The sequence below is a fragment of the Stenotrophomonas sp. NLF4-10 genome, assembly GCF_022359915.1.
Lineage (GTDB): Bacteria > Pseudomonadota > Gammaproteobacteria > Xanthomonadales > Xanthomonadaceae > Stenotrophomonas > Stenotrophomonas daejeonensis.
In genome coordinates this window covers 567,709-584,435 of record NZ_JAKSEE010000003.1, presented here as the reverse complement: position 1 = coordinate 584,435, position 16,727 = coordinate 567,709, and the positions used below count along the sequence as shown (strand labels likewise).

General features: G+C 66.7%; 14 protein-coding genes. 5 read left to right on the top strand and 9 right to left on the bottom strand.

All coding sequences use genetic code 11. From position 1 onward, the window contains the following. Positions 1 to 72 precede the first annotated feature (72 nt). From MIC98_RS02670 to MIC98_RS02655, 4 genes are all read right to left on the bottom strand, one after another. A complete protein-coding gene (locus MIC98_RS02670; RefSeq protein ID WP_239735267.1) occupies positions 73 to 1,263 on the bottom strand; it encodes a GIY-YIG nuclease family protein in 1,191 nt (396 codons plus the stop codon). Next, complete coding sequence (locus tag MIC98_RS02665) at positions 1,256 to 3,337, bottom strand: DEAD/DEAH box helicase (protein ID WP_239735265.1); 2,082 nt, start codon at positions 3,335 to 3,337, stop codon at positions 1,256 to 1,258. Before MIC98_RS02665 ends, MIC98_RS02670 begins: the two co-directional genes overlap by 8 nt. Further along, on the bottom strand, positions 3,334 to 6,108 hold the full coding sequence (locus MIC98_RS02660) for a DNA methyltransferase (protein ID WP_239735263.1): 2,775 nt from the start codon (positions 6,106 to 6,108) through the stop codon (positions 3,334 to 3,336). Before MIC98_RS02660 ends, MIC98_RS02665 begins: the two co-directional genes overlap by 4 nt. Before the next feature lie 253 nt (positions 6,109 to 6,361). Continuing rightward, positions 6,362 to 7,798: a competence protein CoiA family protein gene (locus tag MIC98_RS02655; protein WP_239735261.1), complete on the bottom strand. Its 1,437-nt coding sequence runs from the start codon at positions 7,796 to 7,798 to the stop codon at positions 6,362 to 6,364. Positions 7,799 to 7,842: 44 nt separating this feature from the next. Here MIC98_RS02655 and MIC98_RS02650 point away from each other — a divergent pair, with 44 nt between their 5' ends. Further along, positions 7,843 to 8,886, top strand: coding sequence for a hypothetical protein (locus MIC98_RS02650; protein WP_239735259.1), 1,044 nt, complete (start codon positions 7,843 to 7,845; stop codon positions 8,884 to 8,886). Between the two features lie 554 nt (positions 8,887 to 9,440). Beyond that, on the top strand, positions 9,441 to 10,013 hold the full coding sequence (locus MIC98_RS02645; RefSeq protein ID WP_239735257.1) for an Ax21 family protein: 573 nt from the start codon (positions 9,441 to 9,443) through the stop codon (positions 10,011 to 10,013). A 290-nt stretch (positions 10,014 to 10,303) separates the two neighbouring features. Here MIC98_RS02645 and MIC98_RS02640 read toward each other — a convergent pair whose 3' ends face one another. The 5 genes from MIC98_RS02640 to MIC98_RS02620 all read right to left on the bottom strand — a co-directional run bounded on the left by MIC98_RS02640 (position 10,304) and on the right by MIC98_RS02620 (position 13,396). Next, positions 10,304 to 11,332, bottom strand: coding sequence for an NAD(P)H-dependent glycerol-3-phosphate dehydrogenase (locus tag MIC98_RS02640; protein ID WP_057640176.1), 1,029 nt, complete (start codon positions 11,330 to 11,332; stop codon positions 10,304 to 10,306). 20 nt (positions 11,333 to 11,352) lie between these two features. Continuing rightward, on the bottom strand, positions 11,353 to 11,871 hold the full coding sequence (secB, locus tag MIC98_RS02635; RefSeq protein WP_057640177.1) for a protein-export chaperone SecB: 519 nt from the start codon (positions 11,869 to 11,871) through the stop codon (positions 11,353 to 11,355). A gap of 104 nt (positions 11,872 to 11,975) precedes the next feature. Beyond that, positions 11,976 to 12,413 (bottom strand): rhodanese-like domain-containing protein, encoded by a 438-nt coding sequence (locus MIC98_RS02630; RefSeq protein WP_057640178.1) that lies wholly within the window; start codon positions 12,411 to 12,413, stop codon positions 11,976 to 11,978. 67 nt (positions 12,414 to 12,480) lie between these two features. Then, positions 12,481 to 12,912, bottom strand: a complete 432-nt coding sequence (locus MIC98_RS02625) for a hypothetical protein (RefSeq protein ID WP_345772145.1) — start codon at positions 12,910 to 12,912, stop codon at positions 12,481 to 12,483. A gap of 25 nt (positions 12,913 to 12,937) precedes the next feature. Further along, the gene (locus MIC98_RS02620) at positions 12,938 to 13,396 is read right to left on the bottom strand and encodes a YiiD C-terminal domain-containing protein (protein ID WP_057640180.1); all 459 of its coding nucleotides are present in this window, start codon (positions 13,394 to 13,396) and stop codon (positions 12,938 to 12,940) included. 59 nt (positions 13,397 to 13,455) lie between these two features. Here MIC98_RS02620 and MIC98_RS02615 point away from each other — a divergent pair, with 59 nt between their 5' ends. From MIC98_RS02615 to MIC98_RS02605, 3 genes are all read left to right on the top strand, one after another. Then, positions 13,456 to 14,238, top strand: a complete 783-nt coding sequence (locus MIC98_RS02615; RefSeq protein WP_239735255.1) for a uroporphyrinogen-III synthase — start codon at positions 13,456 to 13,458, stop codon at positions 14,236 to 14,238. Between the two features lie 103 nt (positions 14,239 to 14,341). Continuing rightward, complete coding sequence (locus tag MIC98_RS02610; protein WP_239735237.1) at positions 14,342 to 15,322, top strand: uroporphyrinogen-III C-methyltransferase; 981 nt, start codon at positions 14,342 to 14,344, stop codon at positions 15,320 to 15,322. Then, on the top strand, positions 15,319 to 16,581 hold the full coding sequence (locus MIC98_RS02605; protein WP_239735227.1) for a heme biosynthesis HemY N-terminal domain-containing protein: 1,263 nt from the start codon (positions 15,319 to 15,321) through the stop codon (positions 16,579 to 16,581). The genes MIC98_RS02610 and MIC98_RS02605 overlap by 4 nt, the downstream gene beginning before the upstream one ends. Positions 16,582 to 16,727 lie beyond the last annotated feature (146 nt).

The window sequence follows — 16,727 nt, the reverse complement described above, 5'->3', positions numbered from 1 at the left end:
GCATTGCCGGTCTTCCCGGCATGGATTCCCCAAATCGTGGTCTCGCTCATATCGCCTCCGGGCGGTCAACCATCACTGCTTTCCCCTCACCAGCGACGCCTCCTTCGGGTCGTATACGTACTGGATAATCGAACCATCCCTGATCCGGCTGACCGCCTCGTCGATCACCGGCAGGGGCACCAGGAACCATTCGCGCGGTTTCACCGGGTTGCCGAAGCGGTCATCGATGGTCAGATCGATCTGGGCCGGGCCGAAGATCCGGTGGAACAGGTTCTCCAGCTTGGTTCGGTTGATGTTGGACAGCTTGTAGGTGGCGACCACTTCCACGTCTGCCAGCAGGTAGGTCGCGTCCTTCGCTGCATTTGCGATCCGCGCTTCCACCTTGCCCCCGGTGACGCCGATCTTGTGGATCAGTTCGCGGTGTTCGGCGATGTAGGGCACGGTCGACTTGCTACGCAGCACGTAGATGGTCCCGGAGACGATGTCGTCCGGCTCCATCGCATCGCCGAACAGCGGACCAGTCGCCGAATCGGTAATCCGCCGACCGGTTTCGTCCTTGTAGAGGGCCCGCTGCAGGGACCGCTCCAGCAAGTTGCTCTCGGTTTCATTGGAGAAGATCACCCGCAGGCGAGCGTTCGATTCTCCATTCGGCGTGCGCGTGCGCTCCCCCACCTCGGCTACATAGGCGATCTGCCCATCCAGGATGAAGAAGTTGCCCAGGTCGATGCTGGCATCCCGGCCGAAACGCAGCGCCTTGCGCTGCCCCTCATTGAGTTCCTGCTCCACGCGCTCGAACAGCGGCTTGAACTTGTCAAAGTCCTCGCAGCGGGTCCGATTGGCAATCTCCTCGGCCGCCTTGCGCTCGGCGTGGCTGGGGACATGGCGCAACAGGGTGATGTCATCCTCACCTGCCGGCTCATCGGCGCCCAGCTCTGCCAGCAGAGCTTCGTCGTCCAGCGCATCGGCATCGACTGGCGCGGCCGATTCGGAGGCGTCAAGCAAGCCTGCCGGATCCATCGGCGCCAGCAGCTCTCGCGCATCGCTCATGCCGCGCAGGCGGTCCAGGCGCACGGCATACAGGCGTTCGAAGATGTCGCGGTCCTCGCCATGCTGCGGCGCACGGCCGTTGGCCTCCACGAAGCGCAGGATGTCCTCGAAGCCCGCGATCAGTCGCTCCTCCAGCCGGGTGTAGGCCGCAGCCTTGACCGGTGCGACCTCAACGCCCAGCGCGTCCAGCAGCTCGTCATCGTTCATGTCAGCCATTGCCGGCGGCCTCCCGGGCCCGCTCTTCGGCCTGATAGCGGGCGAGGGCGGCGACGCCCTCGGCCATGCGCTTCTCCCAAGGGTCGGCCGCATTGATGTCGGGCAAGCGACCCTTCTCGGTCTTGAAGGCGAGCGCACGGCGGGCCAGGTTGCGTGCCTCGTCGATGGGAATCTTCACCCGCTTGGCAGAGATACTGGCCTGCACCTGGCGCAGCACCTTCTCGTCCATGGCCCGGGCGAGCACGGAGTACGCCGCCTCGAACGGATTGATGCGGTCGATCAGGTCGATGTCCAGGTCGCGGACGTTGATGAACTTGCGCACCCCGTCAATCAGCGCGGTATTGGCGTACTCGCCCTTCTCCTCGGCCACGGCCAGCGCCTGCTTGGCCTGCTGGGTGATGTTGAGGGCGGCGATGGCGTGCTGGCGCACGGCTTCCTGATCGGCGTCGCTCAGATCCGGGTAGCGATCGCGCACGATCTTGCCCATCTGCACCTGGGTCAGCTCCTCCGGCAGGGTCTGGTCGTTGAACAGGCCCTGCTCCAGAGCCGACTTGTCCTGGACGAAGGCGGTGATGACCTCGTTGAGGTCCTCCTTGCAGATCCGGGTGGCCTCCTGCGACTCCGGCATGCTCAGGCCACCGACCTCCACGTGCACCTGACCGGTGGCGGCGTTGACGCCGATATTGTTGCCGCCCTCCACATAGCCACCCTCGTACTCGAAGCCTTCCAGCTTGCCCTGGTCCTTGGGCGTGAACTCGAAGCGCGGGGCCAGCACCTGCTCCATCAACAGGCTGGCGGCGATGGCTTTCAGGGTGTCGTTCACCGCGGCCACCACCTCCGCCTCGCCCGCGGCCGGCTCGGCAATCAAGTTGGTGAAGCGGGACCGCTCCTTGCCTGGTGCATCGCGGGTGGCGCGACCGATGATCTGGACGATCTCGGTCAGGCTGCTGCGATAGCCGATGGTCAGGGCGTGCTCGCACCAGATCCAGTCGAACCCTTCCTTGGCCATACCCAGTGCGATGATGATGTCCACATGGTCGCGGTTGTTCTTCTGCGCCGGCTCCTTCAGCGCACCGAGCACCTTCGAGCGCCGGGTGGCGTCACTGTCGTCGACCAGGTCGGCGACCTTCAGCACAGTTCCATCCGCCCGCTCGACCAGGTGGAAGCCGGTCGCCCCATCGACACCCTTCCAGGTGCCCAGGGCCTCCATGATCTCCTCCACCTCCCGGTACTTGTCCTGCAGGCTCTCGCGGGAGTTCACGTTCGGGATGTGGACGATGGTCTTGAGGGCCGGGTCGAGCACCTTGGTGATCGCGTCCAGATAGCGGCCTGAATAGAAGTAGTAGCCGATCTCCAGCGATTTCAACCAGGTGTAGCCGTTCAATTGCTCGTAATAGGTGTAGGTCACCATCTCGAAGCGGTTTTCGTCCTGCGGCGCCAGCACGGCGGCCGAGTCGCCGCGGAAGTAGGAACCGGTCATCGCCACGATGTGCGCCGACCCGGCACCGATCAGCTGGGTGAGCTGGCTGCCGAGCACGTTGTCCGGGTTGGCGCTGACGTGGTGGAACTCGTCGATCGCGATCAGCCGGTCGTTGAAGGCGGCGATGCCGTACTCCTCCACCGCAAAGCGGAAGGTGGCGTGGGTGCAGACCAGCACCCTGTCTTCGCTTTCCAGGAAGCGGCCCACCGCCCGCACTTTGCTCCTGTCGACTTTGACCTCGTCGTCTCCCGGCGCGTTGCACAGGTTCCACTGCGGCTGCACGGTCCAGTCCGCCCAGAACCCGTGATCGCTCAACGGCTCGTCGGCGAAGCTGCCGCCGATGGACTTCTCAGGGACCACGATGATGGCCTGCTTCATGCCCTGGTTATGCAGCTTGTCCAAGGCAATGAACATCAAGGCGCGGGACTTGCCCGAGGCCGGCGGCGACTTGATCAGCAGGTACTGCTCGCCTCGCTTGGCGTAGGCGCGCTCCTGCATGGGGCGCATGCCCAGTTCGTTGAGCTTGCTGGACGCGCCTGTGCGGGCGGTCGCGATCGAAACCGACGGGATCGCCTTCGTTCCTTCCGATGTCATTTCGCCTTCCCCTTCTTCGGCTTGGCCGGGCTCGCCGTCATCTTGGTGTAGAGGTCGAACAGCTTTTCCAGCCGCTCGGTGTCGTTCTTGAACCTACGGCCGATGTAGATGCGTTCCAGCGTCTCATCGTTCCTTTCGTGCGCCCGGCGCAGGTCGTCCGGCATGGCGTCCGGGTCGTAGAGGTCTGCGATGGTGGCCGGGAAATGTGCCTCGCGCGCGAGTAGGATCTCCTGGGCGCAAGCCGTCAGGTCAGCCAGGTTCTGCGCCGTCAGGGTGGGCACCGGGAAGGTATTCCATCCGATAGTGTTGGAGTAACGAAAATCTGTCTTGATCTTTCCGCAAACAGTGCCAATCCATGTCAAGTGAAGGCGCGATGCAATCAGCGCTAAGTTCCAAATAGGTGCGTCATAGAGTCCATATGCCGCATTGGTTAACGTACTCTTGTCGTCCGTGATCCCAACAGGCAGATACGGTCTGCGTTCGGAGGAGTGAATCGGCACGACAAGCGTGCGCTCCCTTCCTATACGCATCAACTTCATCTGATGAGGACGCTTCGCAAGTATCGTTCTTGCGCCTTTATCTCGGCTTGCAAGGCGAAGATCGCGCACCTTTTCGATCCGCTCATGCAAAGCAGGGATCGCAGTCGCTTCCATCAAATGCTCATCGTCAATCCAAATGCAATAGCGCTCACCCGCATTGATGAAGTCCTGAGATCCGTAGATGCGCCGGATGAATCGTTGGCGCTGCACCTCTGTCAACCCTAGTGCACCCAGTTCGTCACGAGTCAGGAGAAGATGACCACCGTCGCTAGGCTTGTTGCCAAACTCCATGATTGCCAACCCGGGAAACGGCCGACTACGCTTCTCGACGATGATAGGAGCGCCCAGAGTAAGGTACGGCGTGATGGAAGTGCCTTCTCGCAGATCTACGGAGCCATCGTCCTGATGCTCATACAAGCAGCGCGAGGCACCAGCGCTGACGCCGATACCGACGATTGCCACCGTTACGCCCGCATTATGGCTAGCAAGATTGGCCCACTTGAATGAGGTATAAGCGAATAGGATGTCGCAGCCCGTGCCGTATACGATCGGCCAGAGAATCGGAACCATTTGCCCTTGGCATATTGAGTTCGTACTGACGAACGCGGCCACACCGCCAGCGCGCTGAATGTAATCGGCAGCCTTCACGAACCAACCAGCCACATAGTCAAGGAATCCAGCGGAGTTCGTGCGCCCATCTACTACGCTGCGAATTTCCGCTTTCTGCTCAACCGTTTGCCATGTATTGCCTAGATACGGCGGATTGCCGCAGATATATGTTTCTCCCCCTTCGTTCTCGAAGTCGATTTCAGGCTGGTCCAGCGGCGTGTTGAAGAGGTCGTCGCCTACCAGCTTCACGCCCTTTCCAGTCGGCGGACAAATCGCCAGCCAGTCCAGCCGCAACGCATTCCCGCACGTGATCCAGTTCTGGCTATCCAGCGGCAGTACGTCCTTCAGCGCCTCCTTCTGCCCGCGGTACAGCACGTCTGACTGGTACTCGGCGATGATCAGCGCCAGCCGCGCAATCTCAGCCGGGAAGTCGCGCAGCTCGATCCCGCGGAAATTGTTGATCGGGATTTCCGACGCCAGATCGCTCTCGTTGCGCCGCCGGTTGATCTCGGCTTCGATTTCACGCATCTGCTTGTAGGCGATGACCAGGAAATTGCCGCTGCCGCAAGCCGGGTCGAACACGCGGATGCGCGCCATGCGCTTGCGCAGATTCAGCAGCTTGATCTTGTTCTCGCCGGCCGCTTCCAGCTGCGCCCGCAGGTCGTCCAGGAACAGCGGGTTCAGCACCTTCAGGATGTTTGGCACGCTGGTGTAGTGCATGCCCAGGGCCCCGCGCTCTTCGTCGTCGGCCACGGCCTGGATCATCGAGCCGAAGATGTCGGGGTTGATCTCCCTCCAGTCCAGTTGACCCGCCTGGTACAGGTAGGCCCGGGCGGTACGGGTGAACTTCGGCACCTCGGTGCTGCCGGAGAACAGCCCGCCGTTGACGTAGGGGAACTCGATCGCCCAGCGCGGCAGGCCGGCGGCGGCGCGCTCCTCGGTCTTGGTGTTCATGGTGCGGAAGACGGTTTCCAGCACCTCGTGCACGTTGCCACCGTCACGCTCGGTCATCCGGTCGACGGTGGCAGTGAACAGCCTGGTGCCGGGAAAGATGTCGGTGTCTTCGGCGAAGAAGGAGAACACCAAGCGGGCCATGAACTTGTTCATGTCCGGGCGCCGCTCGGCGGAGGCCCACTCGGGGTTTTCGTTTAGCAGTTCGACGTACAGCTTGTTCAGGCGCCCGGTGGCGCGCACGTCGATGGGGTTGTCTTTGATCTCCTTGATGGTGGAGATGCCGGCCAGCGGCAGGAAGAAGCCGAAGTGGTCGGGGAACTGGGGGTAGTCGGCGGCGATGGCGTCCCCGGTGGCCAGGTCCTCGGCCTCCAGGGTAGTGCCGTCGGTGGCCAGGACGAATTTGGCCTTTGCCTTGGCGGTGCCGGGGCTGGCCTTGAGCGCGGCGAGGGTCTGCCCGACCTGCCCCTGCTCGGCCACGGCGATGTGGATGTGGCTGCGCTGCAGCACCCCGCCGGGCACGTCGGAATGGTTGGTGTTGCCCTTGCGCAGGCGGTCGATGGTGACCGCCTTGTTGCCGAAGGCAGCCAGGAACTGGAAGGGGAACTCGGTCCCATCAAAGGGCTGGAGGGCGAGGTCGGAGAGGGCTTGCTCAATCTCTACGGCGTTCATCTTGCGGCACGGGCTCCGGTTCTTGCGCAGCGAATCGGAGGAACGACAGTGCAGCAAACTCCCCCAGACTTTCGCCGGCCGGTCGCTGCCTCGGACGAGGCGGGCAACGCCTGAAAATTGGCCTCAAGGCGGCGAAAAGACAGTGTAGTGGAGCCCGTCGCAGCGGGCGAGACAGTCGCACCATTTTGTGCGACTGGCGCGCTCCGGCTTGGTAAGACGGCTTGGATGCAGGATCCGGTGCTGGGGAATTTCCTCAGTCAGGGGCCACTTCGGCGTCAGGAAACATCCCGTGATCCGGGGGCGAAGCGACTTCGTAGCCCCCCAGCTCTCCGGGGACTGGCTTCAGCACGTGAAGCCAGGCCAGGCGTTCGATGAAGCGGTTCACCGGCAGGTAGAAGTTCGGGATCAAGCCGTTCTCCTCCTCGGTGAAGGCCCAGAAATCGAGCGTGCGCTTCCGGTAGCCGGCTTCGCGGGCCTCGCGTCGAGCGTCGTATTGGGCAATGAATAGGCCGTAGAGGTCCCTGTCGATCGGGAAGCTGCTCTTGATCCACTGGAAGACGTCGCGGTTGTTGATCCGGTCACCCGGCTCGCGGCGCTGGACGTAGTGGCGGAGCAGGCAGAGGCGCCACAGTGCGGGGGCGACGCCGTAGATCCAGTCGTCCTCGTCCGGCTTCATGCACAGCCGGTCCAGCGCGGACGGCAACCCCTCACGCAATTCGGCGATCCTGTCGGCGGCTTGGGCTTCCAGATCGGCGGTGAAGCTGGCGATCCGGTCGGGTGAGACGCGCCCGGGCAACTCAGCCAGCGCCGGTAGGTGCCGCGTTCTGAGCTTCTGCCGCATGTACGCTCTGCGGCCCTCCTTGTCCTTGGCCTCGGCCTGGAGCGCCTCAAGCCGCTGCCGGGCCTCCCGCTGCTCGCGCCGGGCATCTTCCTCGATCTGCCGGTTGATCTCTTCAATCCGCTCGTCCAGCAGGCGCTTGGACTCGGCCCAGGCGGCTTCCGCGCCAGGGAAGCAGATCCAGGCGCGGTTGGCGGGCTCGTCCAGGACCAGCCGCTCGAAGGCGTCGGGGTCGTGGGGAGTGTCCCGATCCATGCCGGACAGGTCGATCTCGAACATCCGGTACCCGCCGGCGCGGACGCGCTCCTCCTTCTGGTCGTCGACGGCATGGGTGTAGCGGATCTCGATCAGCAACTCGCCGTCGGCGTCGAAGGCATGCACGTCGGGGATGAAGCCGTCCATCACGAACTCTTGGTGGACCTTCAGCAAGGGGGCGTCGCTACCCGGGATGTCGATCCGGCGCCCCTCGTAGGGGCGGCGCAGGTTGTCGCGCCCGGTGGGCGGATTGGGCCGGTCGAGCAGATTGCCGCCCCAAGCCGGCAGCGCGACGCGCATCCGGTCGGTGATCACCTGCTTGGCCCGCATATGGATGCCGGACTCGGCCCCGGTCTCGCAGGCCACCTCGACCGCATGGGCGAAATGGGGGACGCGCTTGGTGCTGGTGATGGCTTTGGCGATCAGCGGCTGATGGCAGGCCGGGCAGACACAGCCGCAGGCAAGGCCCGGAGCGACTTCCCGCGGCGCCCAGACCCGGCCGTTACGGAGACCAAAGGGGACCCGCAGGCCATTGCGGTTCGGAGACTCGCAGGCGGTATCGGGCTGCGGCTGAGGGTGGAACGGCATGCTCTCCATGTGCTTTCCTCGGGGTTGGGGAAAGCTCAAATTGATCGGCAGCCGTGGACGGAAACAGCTCAAAACCTGACGAAAACACGATTGCGCAGCTTTCTGCGCTGGCAATTGCACTCAAATGGCTCGATGGCGAGGGGAGCGCGAGCCGCCCGGGGCACCTGCTCAAGACGCTGGTCACGACCACCCAGGAGGCCCTGCGCAGCGGACAGCCGCTGCCCGCGATGGAATCGGGCGCCTTGGCCGAGATCTGGCGGCAGGAGGAGGCACCCCGGTCGTCCGAGGTCGCGCCGCTGCGGAGTGGCGTTGTTCGGAAATGGTGGCAGGCTCGGCAGCAGCCCCTGCGGCAGCGGTTGGAGGACGAGGGCGCAGAGCTGGTCCCCGTGCTGGAAGTCCTGTCAGGGGGTGGACGTAGCATCCCGACGCGCTATCGCATCGGCTTCCAGCAGGTGGACCGGGATCCCGCCGTGGAACTGGACGAGGATCCGGGCGGACTGGAACCTCGGAGCGAGATCGTCTACCGCATTGATCCTGCCCGGCCGGCGCTGTGGCTTCGCCTCATGCTCGGCAGCAAGCCGTTCCCGGTTGCGTCGTGGCGCGGCTGGATCCTGATGGGATCTGCGGTCCTGAACTTCCTGATCATCGCCCTCATGTGGTGGGCGCTCTACACGCGCTGGGCGACGCCCCGGCCGGTGACGACCGACGAGTTCGCCGTGCTGAGCATCACCGCTGTTCTGTCGTGGTGTCTTTGGTGGGCGACTGGGCCGGTGCGCCGACTGCCGGAGCAGCGGGTCACCTTGGCCACCGCCCAGTACCTCGCCTTCGGCGAGCTCTACGGGCAGCTGAGGACCATGCCGGAAGGAAAGACGCCGGACCGCCGACGCATCTTCTCGGTCGTGCGCCACTGGGGCACATGCCCGGTTTGCTCGGCAGAGGTGGACCTAGGGGATGGGGGCAGGGAGTTTCCGGGGCGCCTTGTAGGGAAATGTCACGATGCGCCGTCGGAACATGTCTTCAGCTTCGATCCGGTGCGGCTGACAGGACGACTCCTGCGCCCAGAACTCCCCACAATGGCCCAGAGCTTCCGACAATGAAACTCCCCCGGCTGATGCCGGGGGGCGTGGCAGAAGGCCGGCAAGCCGGCCGCAGGTCCGTCGGCGCTCGCATTGGAGGGCGGTTCGCTTATGCATCGTTATGGCCGAATGCATAATTTTGCATCCGGTACCGTATGGGCCTGGCCCAGCTGCCGCAAGGTACAGAGCTTGTTCAGCGGTGCCGGCCTGAGGTGCGGCAACCCATTGAAATACATGTAATTTTTTGTTTTTGGCCAGGTTATGCTTTCAGGCCGGGGTACAACTATGCTTTCTCGCACACGGGGCCACTACCGGCGGGCGCCAGTCCTCCCCTCGGCCGTTGCAACCAAAGGTTTTCAGCCCTTCTGCAACCATAGGTACGGCAAAAGCGCAAACCTATGTTTGCCCGTCTACATCACCGCGGCACAAGTTCCCGAGCGCCACACTCAATTCATGTACTGGTCAGTTTTATATTCAGGGTCAATTCCGTTGGCTAACGGATAATTCACACCTGTCGACCGGGCCCGCAGTCTCCGCCCGGGGCGATAAAACCAAAACAAAAAGGCAAGACCAACATGAAGACTTCCCTGATCGCCCTCGGCCTGCTGGCCGCCCTGCCGTTCGCCGCTTCGGCCACCGACGGCCTGTCCTACAACTACGTGGAAGGTGGTTACGTGAACACCGACGCCAAGGGCGGCGACGCCGATGGCTGGGCGGTGAAGGGTTCGGTGGCGGTGCACCCGAACTTCCACGTCTTCGGCAGCTACAACGCCCAGGAAACCGACTTCGGCAAGGTCGACCTCGACCAGTGGCGCCTGGGCGTGGGCTACAACTACGGCATTGCCCCGAACACCGACCTGCTGGCCCGCGTGGCCTACCAGAAGTTCGACCCGCAGTACGGCAGCACCTTCAACGGCTACAGCACCGAGGTCGGCGTGCGTACCGCCTTCACCCCGATGATCGAAGGCTATGCGCTGGCCGGCTACGAGGACTACAGCAAGAAGAACGGCTATGACCCGGACGGCGAGTTCTACGGCCGCGTCGGCGCCGCCGCCAAGTTCAACGCCAACTGGGGCGTGAGCGGCGAAGTGAAGCTGGGCAAGGGCGGCGACAAGGAATGGTTCGTCGGCCCGCGCTTCACCTGGTAAGCGACATCGTTTCAAAGGCGCGTGCTCTCTCTCCCCCGCGCCCCCGGAGCCCGGTCCTCCCCGACCGGGCTCTTTCTTTTCCTGCCCGCCGCGTTCCGCGTAGATGCGGGGCTTGCCCCGCACGGAGGCTTTCCCGGCAACCGCCCATGCGGGGCAAGCCCCGCATCTACGGATACTCCACCGGGAAAACCTCCGTGCGGGGCAAGCCCCGCACCTACGATACGGAAGGCCGTGGATCGGAGACAAAAAAGCCCGGCAATGCCGGGCTTCTCTTTGATCGTCGCCGATCCCTACTTGAACAGCGTTTCCGGGTATTCCGGTTTCTGTTCGCGGGCCAGCAGCTGCTTGAGGCCGTCGGTGGGGCTGAGTTCGCCGTGCAGCACCGCCTGTACCGCCTGCGAGATCGGCAGGTCGATGCCGTGGCGGGCGGCCTGGCGCATCACCTCGTCGGCGGTCTGCACCGACTCGACCACCTGGCCGATTTCCTTCACCGCCTCCGGCAGGCTCTGCCCGCGCCCCAGCGCCAGGCCGAGCCGGCGGTTGCGCGACAGGTCGCCGGTGCTGGTCAGCACCAGGTCGCCCAGCCCGGCCAGGCCCATCAGGGTCTCGGGCTTGGCGCCGATGGCCGCGGCCAGCCGCAGCATTTCGTTGAGGCCGCGGGTGATCAGTCCGGCGCGGGCGTTCAGGCCCAGCTGCATGCCGTCGGCCACGCCGGTGGCCACCGCCAGCACGTTCTTCATCGCCCCGCCCAGTTCGGCACCGACCATGTCGTCGCCGGTGTAGGCACGGAACGCCGGGCCGTGCATGGCCTCGGCCACTTCGCGGGTGAAGGCGGCATCGTCGCCGTGCACGGTGATCGCGGTGGGCAGGCCCAGCGTGACCTCCTTGGCGAAGGACGGGCCGGTGACCACCGCCAGCGGCACGTCGGCGCCCAGCACTTCGCGCGCGACTTCATGCAGGAAGCGGCCGGAACCGGGCTCGAAACCCTTGGTCGCCCACGCCACGCCGGCACCGGCCGGAAGCAGTGGCGCCAGCGTGCGCACGGTCTGGGTGAAGGCGTGCGAGGGCACCACCACCAGGATCCAGCGCGCGCCGGCCACGGTGGCGGCCAGGTCGGTGCTGGCGCGCAGCGACCCGGGCAGCGGAATCCCCGGCAGGTAGCGGGGATTCTCGTGACGCTGGTCGATCGCCTCGATGACGTTGGCGTCGCGCCCCCACAGCACGGTCGGGTGACCGTGCCGGGCCAGCAGGCTGGCCAGCGCGGTGCCCCAGGAGCCCGCGCCAAGGACGGCGATCTTTTCCGCGTCGGTCGTACTCATCCGTTAACGCGCAGCGCCGATCAGGCGTTGCCGGCCGGCTCGGAGTCGGCCAGCGAGGCGCCTTCGGCCTGCTGCTGGCGCTGGCGCAGGGTTTCGGCGTACAGGCCGTCGAAGTTGATCGGCTGCAGGTAGAACGGCGGGAAGCCGCCGGCCTGCACCAGCTCGCTGATGGTCGAGCGCACGTACGGGAACAGGATGTTCGGGCACTGGGTGCCGAGCAGCACGTCGATGGCCTGCGGCTCCAGGCCGATCAGGCCGAACACGCCGGCCTGCTCCACTTCGGCCACGTAGGCGGTCTTGTCGCCGGCCTTGCAGGTCAGGGTCACGCCCAGCACCACCTCAAAGGCGTTCTCGGACAGGCGCTGCACCTTCTGGTTCAGGTTCAGCTGCAGCTCCGGCTGCACGTTCTCGTTGAAGATGACCGGCGAATTCGGGGATTCGAAGGAAACGTCCTTGACGTAGATCTTCTCGACGGTGAACGCCGGACCGTTGGCGGTTTCGGCCGGGACGGCGGCGGCGTTGTTGTTCTCTTCGGACATTTTCCAGGACTCCAGAACGGTTTGTTCGTTGAATGGGATTGTTGCCAGAACCAGCGATGGGGGCGGCTTCCGCCCTATACAAGGGCTGAACGCGAAATGAAGGCTCAGCCGCGGCCCTTGACCAGCGGCAGGTCCGCGGCCTGCCACGCCGCGATGCCGCCGTCGAGCACCGACACCTGCTCGAAACCGGCCTTCTTCAGTGCCTTGGCGGCGGTGGCGGCGGTATTGCCGCTGCGGCACAGCAGCACCACCGGCGACTGTTTGGCCGTGGCCAGCAGCTTGTGCGCCGGCGTCAGCTGCGCCGGCTGCACGTTGCGGCTGCCGACGATGTGGCCCTTCTCGAAGTCGGCGCTGGCCGACAGGTCGATCACCACCGCCTCGCCGGCATTGATCAGGCGGGTCAGTTCGGCCGGCTTGAGCGACTTGTAGCCACGGAACAGGTGCTTGATCTCGGTGACGATGATGGCGACGGTCAGGCCGGCGAAGGCCAGCGACAGCATCGGGTTTCGGCCAGCGAAGGCCAGCAGCTCTTCGTAATTCACACGGGTCACGGGCAGACAAACGGGCGGCGATTGTCGCACAAGCCAGCCATGCGGCGGCCGGCGCGGCTCACTGCCCCTGCCACAGGTCCGGCAGCCCCTGCGCCTGCCACCAGCGCTTGCCCTCCGCGTCCCAGCGCCAGCGTTCGTTCACCATCACCGTGCGCTCGGCCTGGGTGTTGCGGTTGACCACCTTCATCTCGATGCGGCGCTCGATCGTGCCATCGGCGCCGACGCCGCTGGAACGCTCGCGGTAGCCGGACACCTGCACCTGCCGGTAGCGCTCGCGCTGCAGGTCGCTCAACGGGTGTTCCTGCCAGTAGGCGGGGTCGATGAAGCCCTCGGCGGCCTCGAAGTCGCTCCAGCGCACCGCCGCCACGTAGGCCTCCTGGGCCTGGGCCAGTTTCGCGCGCTGGGCCCGGCTCAGGCCGGCGGCCTGCACGGTCGTCGCCAACAGCAGCAGCGACAGCGCGATCAGGCAGGGGAAAAGTCGTCGTTGCATGAATCCTCCAGTAGCTGCCGCCATCCTAGCCCTTCGCCAGCGCGACGAAGCGCCCTTCCAGCTCGGCGGCGCCGCCTTCGATCTGCGCACGGATCGTCATCCGCGCCCGGCCGCGCTTGTCGAACTGTTCGAGGAAGGCTTCCCAGTCCTCGCCCGGCGCCGCGCGCGCGCTGGTCTCCAGGTCGCCATAGACCGGCGCCCGGTAGCGGATGCTGCTGTCGGCCACGTAGACCCCGGCCTCGCGCCCGGCCAGCGACAACCGCAGGCTCACCAGCCCCCAGCCGGCCAGGGTCATCACCGAGGCCAGGCTGCCGCCAAAGGCGTTGCCCTTGTCGTTGACGTTGGCCGCCGCTGGTGCGGTCAGGCGCAGCGCGCCATTGTCGTAGCCGGCGATGCGGATGCCCATCGCCGCCACCGGCGGCATGGCGGCGAGGGTGGTCTGCAGGTCGTGCAGCAGCGGGGCGAGGTCGGCGGTATCGGGCATGGAAGACGGCGGGAAAGAAAAGGGGCGCGAAACGGAAAGCGCCCGGCATAATGCATCGAATGAACAGCCGTGCCTATGCGCCGGCCACCCCGGCCTGGCACCTGATCTCCCTGCGCCCCGCCGGCCAGCACGCCGCGCTGCGCCGCGCCGCCGCCCGTTTCGGCGCGCGCACGCTGGCGGTTTCGCCGTGGCGCCTGCGGCTGCACGACGACGACGCCACCCGCGATGCCCTGCTGCAGGCGCTGGCCGGCGACCTGCTGGTGTTCACCAGCCCGGCCGCGGCCACCGCGGCGATGCGGCTGGTGCCGGCGGAGCGCTGGGAAGCCGCCACGCTGGTCGCGGTCGGCGAAGGCACCGCCCGCGTCCTGCGCCGCCATGGGGCAGGCAACGTATCGGCGCCGGCACGGATGGACAGCGAAGGCCTGCTGGCGCTGCCGGCGATGGCCGGCCTGCAGGGCAAACGGGTGGCGCTGGTCACCGCCCCCGGCGGCCGTGGCGTCATCGCCGCGCAGGTGCAGGCACGCGGTGCGCGGCTGCAGCGCGTGGACGTCTACGAACGCGTGCCGCAGGCGTTGCCGGCCGCCACCCTCGCCCGCCTGCAGGCGCTGGCGGGCCCCGCGGTGCTGGCAGTGAGCAGCGGCGAAGCCCTCGAACGCGTGTTGTCGCAACTGCCCCCCACCCTGCGCCAGCGCTGGCAGCAACAGCCGGCCGTCGTCGCCAGCGAACGGCTGCGCGCACTGGCGGCCGCGCATGGCTTCGCCCACGTGCACGTCGCCGCCGGCCCGCTGCCGGCGCAACTGGCCGCCGCCGCATACGCTGCGGCCCGGCCTTCCGGCCACTGAAGCCACGGCGCCCGCGGCTTGCAGCGGTGCCGCGTCGCGGGCGATGCTTGAAGCGCGTGCCGCCGCCCACCACCGCGGCATGCCTGCCAAGGATGCGTACCCCATGAACGACGACTCCCCCACCCCACCGCGCCGCCTTCCGCTGCGCTGGCTCGCCGCCGTACTGGTGGTGCTGGCCGCAACCGCCGCCGGCTGGTTCTTCTGGCACGGCTGGCAGGCCGAGCAGCGGCAGGACGAACAGGCCCGCGCCACCGCCGCCCGGCAGCTGGCCGACCTGCAGAAGACAGTGGAAGACCTGCGCCGCGACCAGCGCGCCACCGCGCGCGGCGTACAGGATGCGGCCAGCACCAACCGCGTGCTGCGCGACGAAATGCTCGGCCTCGGCCAGCGCAGCGCGCTGCTGGAGGAAAACCTCGCCCGCCTTGCCGACAACTCGCGCGAAGGCACCCAGGCCGTGCGCCGCGAGGAGGCCGAGCTGTTGCTCGTGCAGGCCCGGCAGCGCCTCGTCTACGCCGCCGACCTGGATGGCGCGCGCCGGCTGTACGCGCTGGCCGCCGGGGTGATGGAAGACCTCGACGGCCCCCGTTACCTCAACCTGCGCCAGGCGCTGATGCAGGAGCGCAACGCGCTCGACGCGCTCGGCCCCGGCGTCCGTGCGCGCAGCGCGGAGCAACTCACACAATGGGCCGCCGCACTGGACACCCTGCCCGAGCAACCGCAGGCGGCTGCCGCGGACAAACAACCGTGGTGGCAGCAGATGCTGTCGCCGCTGGTGCAGATCCGCCCGGCCGACCCGCAGGTACTGGCCGCCCGTTCCGAGCGCATCGCCGCCCACGACGCCCTGCAGATCGAACTGAGCCTGGCCCGCGCCGCGCTGGAACGCGGCGATGCCGGCGCCTGGCAACAGGCCCTGCAACGCATGGACGCCTGGCTGCTGCGGCTGTGGCCGGACACCCCGCAGCGCCAGCGGCAACGGCAACTGCTGGACGAACTGGGCAAGGCCGACCTGCAGATCACCGCACCGGAGCTGGGCAGCACCCTGCAGCAACTGCGCGGCATGCGCGAGGCGAAGGAGGCACCATGAAGGCATTCCGTTCACTGCTGGTCGCGCTGCTGGTCGCCGCCATCGGCATCGCCGGTGCGCAGTGGCTGGGGCACGAATCGGTCCGCGACATCGGCGAGGTGATCGTGCGCGCCGGCGGCAACGACTACATCGCCACGCTGCCGCAGGCCGCGCTGGCGCTGCTGATCGCCGGCCTGCTGCTGTGGCTGGCGTGGCTGCTGCTCAGCGCACCGTTCCGCAGCTGGGCGCGCTACCGCCGCAAGCAGGGCCGCGCGCGCCTGATCGACGGCCTGCAGGCCCTGGACAACGGCCAGTGGCAGCGCGCCGGAAAACTGCTGCAGAGCGCCGCCGGCGAAGAACAGGCGCGGCCGATCGCCCTGGTCGCGGCAATGCGCGCGGCCGAGGCACGCGGCGACACCGCCGGCGCCGGCCAATACCTGCAGCAACTGGGCGAAGTGGACGCCCCCTTGCACGCCCTGCACAGCGCCGAGCGCTGGTTGCAGCAGCAGCGCCCGCAGGAGGCCATCGACGCGCTCGACCTGCCCGCGATCCAGCCGCTGCCACCGCGCGCCCTGTACCTGCGCACCGAAGCGCTGGCCGCCGCCGGTCGCGCCGAAGAGGCCTACGGCCAGCTCGGCGCACTGCGCCAGCAGCAGGCGCTGCCGGCCGACGCACTGGCCGCGCTGGAAACCCGGCTCGCCCTGCAGATGCTTAACGAGGCCGGCGACGTCAACAGCCTCGCCAGCCGCTGGGAAGTGCTGCCCAAGCCGCTGCGCGCCACGCCCGCGGCCATCGCGCACTATGCCCGCCGCGCGGCCGCGCTGAACTGGAACGATGCCGCCCTGCACTGCATCGAACAGGCGCTGGACGGCCGCTGGGACGAAAGCCTGATCGCGCTGTACGGCGAACTGCCGGTGGAAAAACTCGACTCCCGCCGCGCCAGCGCACAACGCTGGCTGCAGACCCACCCGTCCAGCCCGGCACTGCTGCTGACCCTGTCACGGCTGGCCCGCGGCCAGGGTCAATGGCCGCAGGCCGAGGACTTCCTGCACCGCGCCATCGCCCAGGGCGCGGGCGCCGAAGCGTGGGAGGAACTCGGCGAAGGCCTCGCCGCCAACGGCGAGGACGCGCTGGCCCGGCAGTGCCTGCTCAACGCCCTGCGCCAGCGTCGCGGGCAGACACCGCAACCGCTGCAACGCCGTGACCTGCGTCAGCAGATACAGGACCAGGCGGTGGCCGAGGAGCGCGACGCGCATGGGTTCCCGCGGTTGCCGGGGTAATCAGGGCTCAGATGGAAGTAGTCGCGCAATCCGGCACAAGCGACCTTGGTGACCGGATCATCAAGGTCAATCATGCTGGCGAGCACGGTGCCATAAGCATCTGCACGGGCCAGATAATCATGGCCCGGCTGACCGCTCCACACATG

What these genes read in the sequence shown, in the direction of transcription:
- MIC98_RS02665 (WP_239735265.1), bottom strand. Translation starts at nt 3,337, where the DNA reads ATGACATCGGAAGGAACGAAGGCGATCCCGTCGGTTTCGATCGCGACC.
- MIC98_RS02640 (WP_057640176.1), bottom strand. Translation starts at nt 11,332, where the DNA reads ATGAGTACGACCGACGCGGAAAAGATCGCCGTCCTTGGCGCGGGCTCC.
- MIC98_RS02625 (WP_345772145.1), bottom strand. Translation starts at nt 12,912, where the DNA reads ATGCAACGACGACTTTTCCCCTGCCTGATCGCGCTGTCGCTGCTGCTG.
- MIC98_RS02655 (WP_239735261.1), bottom strand. Translation starts at nt 7,798, where the DNA reads ATGGAGAGCATGCCGTTCCACCCTCAGCCGCAGCCCGATACCGCCTGC.
- MIC98_RS02615 (WP_239735255.1), top strand. Translation starts at nt 13,456, where the DNA reads ATGAACAGCCGTGCCTATGCGCCGGCCACCCCGGCCTGGCACCTGATC.
- MIC98_RS02660 (WP_239735263.1), bottom strand. Translation starts at nt 6,108, where the DNA reads ATGAACGCCGTAGAGATTGAGCAAGCCCTCTCCGACCTCGCCCTCCAG.
- MIC98_RS02610 (WP_239735237.1), top strand. Translation starts at nt 14,342, where the DNA reads ATGAACGACGACTCCCCCACCCCACCGCGCCGCCTTCCGCTGCGCTGG.
- MIC98_RS02605 (WP_239735227.1), top strand. Translation starts at nt 15,319, where the DNA reads ATGAAGGCATTCCGTTCACTGCTGGTCGCGCTGCTGGTCGCCGCCATC.
- MIC98_RS02670 (WP_239735267.1), bottom strand. Translation starts at nt 1,263, where the DNA reads ATGGCTGACATGAACGATGACGAGCTGCTGGACGCGCTGGGCGTTGAG.
- secB (WP_057640177.1), bottom strand. Translation starts at nt 11,871, where the DNA reads ATGTCCGAAGAGAACAACAACGCCGCCGCCGTCCCGGCCGAAACCGCC.
- MIC98_RS02645 (WP_239735257.1), top strand. Translation starts at nt 9,441, where the DNA reads ATGAAGACTTCCCTGATCGCCCTCGGCCTGCTGGCCGCCCTGCCGTTC.
- MIC98_RS02620 (WP_057640180.1), bottom strand. Translation starts at nt 13,396, where the DNA reads ATGCCCGATACCGCCGACCTCGCCCCGCTGCTGCACGACCTGCAGACC.